The sequence below is a fragment of the Cereibacter changlensis JA139 genome (genome assembly GCF_003034985.1).
In the GTDB taxonomy this organism is placed as follows: Bacteria; Pseudomonadota; Alphaproteobacteria; order Rhodobacterales; family Rhodobacteraceae; genus Cereibacter; species Cereibacter changlensis.
Genome location: NZ_PZKG01000245.1, coordinates 1 through 3210 on the forward strand (window position 1 = coordinate 1; position 3210 = coordinate 3210).

At 70.2% G+C, this 3210-nt stretch carries 4 protein-coding genes and 1 pseudogene; all 5 read left to right on the top strand.

What is annotated here, in order from left to right; translation table 11 throughout:
* Nucleotides 1–262 (top strand): annotated as a pseudogene (locus C5F48_RS22625) (biotin synthase BioB); the annotation flags it as partial.
* A gap of 83 nt (nucleotides 263–345) precedes the next feature.
* Nucleotides 346–1026: an MOSC domain-containing protein gene (locus C5F48_RS22630; protein WP_107665976.1), complete on the top strand. Its 681-nt coding sequence runs from the start codon at nucleotides 346–348 to the stop codon at nucleotides 1024–1026.
* Between the two features lie 13 nt (nucleotides 1027–1039).
* Nucleotides 1040–1831 carry a pyridoxal kinase gene (gene pdxY / locus C5F48_RS22635; RefSeq protein WP_107665979.1) on the top strand — a complete coding sequence of 264 codons (792 nt, stop codon included), beginning with the start codon at nucleotides 1040–1042 and terminating at the stop codon, nucleotides 1829–1831.
* Nucleotides 1832–2239: 408 nt separating this feature from the next.
* The gene (locus tag C5F48_RS22645; protein WP_107665977.1) at nucleotides 2240–2617 is read left to right on the top strand and encodes a nuclear transport factor 2 family protein; all 378 of its coding nucleotides are present in this window, start codon (nucleotides 2240–2242) and stop codon (nucleotides 2615–2617) included.
* A complete protein-coding gene (locus C5F48_RS22650; RefSeq protein WP_107665978.1) occupies nucleotides 2614–2976 on the top strand; it encodes a cupin domain-containing protein in 363 nt (120 codons plus the stop codon). Before C5F48_RS22645 ends, C5F48_RS22650 begins: the two co-directional genes overlap by 4 nt.
* Nucleotides 2977–3210: the final 234 nt, after the last annotated feature.

A 3210-nucleotide genomic window follows, 5' to 3' on the forward strand; every position in this document is an offset into this window, starting at 1 on the left:
GGTCGATCCCTTCGCGCTGGTGCGCATCGTGGCGCTGGCGCGGATCCTGATGCCGGCCTCGGTGGTGCGCCTGTCGGCAGGGCGCACGGGCATGAGCGACGAGCTGCAGGCGCTGTGCTTCTTGGCCGGGGCCAACTCGATCTTCGTCGGCGATCAGCTGCTGACCACCGGCAACCCGGCGGCTTGGCAGGATGCCGATCTGCTGGCGCGGCTTGGGATGCACGTCGCCCCGACTGCGGCCCGGCCAGTGACGGCAGAGTAACCTGCCGCGGGCTTCGGGCTTGCTATCGGGCGCGCCGACAGGTCAGTTCCATGCCGGACCGGCGAAACGCAAGAGGCTACCCAATGCCCAAGATCACCCTGCTGACCGGGCGCGCCGCGCCCCTTGCCGGCAGCGATGCCCTGAGCGGGATCGTGAAGGGGCCGGTGGACCGCCCGCTCGCGCTTGGCCCGGAAGGGCTGGAGGGCGACGAGCAGGCCGACCGGAGCGTGCATGGCGGGGTGGAGAAGGCGGTGCATCACTACCCGTTCGAGCACTATGCAGCGTGGCAGGCAGACCTCGGCGCCCTGCCTGCGCTGGCCGCGCCCGGCGGGTTTGGCGAGAACATCTCGACCACCGGGCTGACAGAGGCGACGGTTGCGGTGGGCGACATCTTCCGGCTGGGCACGGCGCTGCTGCAGGTCTCGCAGGGGCGGCAACCCTGCTGGAAGCTGAGCCGCCGGTTTGCCACGCCGGACATGGCGCGGCGGGTGCAGCAGACGGGGCGCACCGGCTGGTATTACCGCGTGCTGCAACCCGGCGTCGTCGCCCCCGGCGACCGGCTGGAGCTGGTGGACCGCCTCGCCCCGGACTGGACCCTGCACCGGCTGTGGCATGCGCTCTACATCGACCGGCTGAACAAGACCGAGCTGCAAGGAATTGCCGCACTTGACGTTCTGGCCGAGGGGTGGCGCAACTACGCCGTGCGGCGGCTGGACAGCGGCCGCGTCGAGGACTGGACCAAGAGACTGGATGGCCCCCAATGACGCAGGTCTTTTCATGACCCCTCCCCCCTTCGTGATCTCGATCCAGAGCCAGGTGGTCTTCGGCCATGTCGGCAATTCCGCCGCGCTGTTCCCGATGCAGGCGGCGGGGCTGGAGGTGGCGGCGATCCCCACGGTGATCTTCTCCAACACCCCCGATTACCCCACCCTGCGCGGCCGGCCGCTTGATCCGGAGCTGTTCGCCGACCTGCTGCTGGGCGCGCGCGAACGCGGGCTGCCCGAGCGGGCGGATTTCATCGTCACCGGCTATATCGGTTCGGTCGAGGTGGCCCGGATGGTGGCCGATTTCGTGGCCGGGGCGAAGGCGGCGAAGCCGGGCCTCACCTATCTCTGCGATCCGGTGATGGGCGATGCCGGGCCGGGGCTCTATGTGCCCGAGGCCATCGCGGATGTGATACGCGACCGGCTGCTGCCGCTGGCCGATATCGCCACGCCGAACCCGTTCGAGCTGTCCTGGCTGACCGGGCAGAGCATCGCCACCCTGGCCGATCTGGAGGCCGCCCGCCGCCTGCTGCCGCTGCCGACGCAGGCGCGGCTGATCGCCACCGGCTGCGCGCTGGACGACACCGCCCCCGGCCAGATCGAGAGCGTGCTGCTCGGCCCGGAGGGCGCCAGCCGTCACCCGACCCCGCACCTGCCCATCGCCCTGCCCGGCACCGGCGATCTCTTCGCCGGGCTGATCGTGGCCGGCCTCGCCCGCGGACTGGCCCTGCCCGCCGCCATCGGGGCGGCGCAGCGGCTGACCTCCCTCGCCCTGACCCACGCGCAGGCGCTCGGCGCCGGCTAGGTGGTGCTGACCGAGCCGGAATTCCGCCGCGCGCTGCTGACCCTCACCCCGGGCTGAGAACTTCTCATGCCCGATCGGGCGCGGCCGGGGAATACGGCCCGCATCGCGGAACGGAGCAGATGCGGTTCGGAGACCCGATTTCCCCGGAAATCGCCTCCCGGACCCGAGCCAGCTTTGCCCGGCAGGGGCTGATGGCGCATCCGGGCGCCGGAATGACCGAGATCGCGCCGGCCAGGTCACGCTTCGCCTGCCGTTCCGCCCCGAGTTGATGCGGCAGCACGGGCTCTTCCACACGGGCGGTCGGTGCAATTTCCTCACGCTCCCCGGACGTTATCTCATTTGCCCTCGGCATCCCGGCACGCCACCGTTGGCGGGACGCCCTGCCTTGCCCGAGAACACCCCTTTCCGATGACACAGCTGACCCGGACCGACCTTGAAACCCATGCCCGGCACTGGATCGCCGCATGGAATGCGCATGATGTGGGCGCCGTGCTGACGGCCTTTGCCGAGGACGCCGTCTTCATCAGCCCGCTTGCCGCGCAGGTGACGGGGCGGGCGCAGATTGCGGGCATCGCGGCGTTACGCGGCTACTGGACCGAAGCGCTCCGGCGGGCGCCTGATCTGCGGTTCGAGCTGAACGGCCTCGCCATCGACGAGGCCGGGCAATCCGTCACCGTCTTCTACACCTCCCACGCCGCGGGGCGGGCCCGCCATGCCTGCGAGCATATGCAGTTCCGGCACGGCAAGCAGATCCTCGGCGAGGCCTATTACGGCTGCGACGCATGACCGATGCGCGGCGTGCCTCCGGCAAAAACCACTACCTGTGGGGCGACCATTGCGACGGCTGGCGTCTGATCGACGGCCCGGACCTGTCGCTCCGCGAGGAGCGCATTCCTCCGGGCTGCGCCGAGACTCCGCATGTTCATCATGTCGCGCGCCAGATCTTCTATGTCCTCGCCGGCGAGTTGACGATCCAGCTTCCCGGCCGGACCGTCGTCGCGGCAGCGGGCGAGGCGGTGGAGATCGCCCCGGGGCAGCCCCATCTGGTGCGGAACGTCGGAAATCAGGATCTGCGGCTGCTGCTGGTCTCGTCGCCCGATACGGCCGGGGACCGGCATGCGGCGGAGCCGCCGGGCCTGCCGTGAGGGAGTCTCCATCCGGATCGGGGCCTTCTCGGTCGCACCCTTTCACCGTCGATCATCCCGACTGGCCAAAACCCGCGTGAAGGCCTGTGGCGGGCGCCGAGACGAAGGCCGCCCTCACAGTCGCCCGCGCGCAGAGCAGCTTGTCGGATCTCCGGCGACCTTGCCGGCGTTCGGCCAGCCGCCCCGGCATGGTTCCAGCGCTTACCAGAACGGAAAACCTGTCGCGCCGCTGCT

Bases quoted from the DNA above. Each gene is read 5' to 3' on its own strand.
- C5F48_RS22630 (WP_107665976.1), top strand. From the start codon at position 346: ATGCCCAAGATCACCCTGCTGACCGGGCGCGCCGCGCCCCTTGCCGGC.
- pdxY (WP_107665979.1), top strand. From the start codon at position 1,040: ATGACCCCTCCCCCCTTCGTGATCTCGATCCAGAGCCAGGTGGTCTTC.
- C5F48_RS22645 (WP_107665977.1), top strand. From the start codon at position 2,240: ATGACACAGCTGACCCGGACCGACCTTGAAACCCATGCCCGGCACTGG.
- C5F48_RS22650 (WP_107665978.1), top strand. From the start codon at position 2,614: ATGACCGATGCGCGGCGTGCCTCCGGCAAAAACCACTACCTGTGGGGC.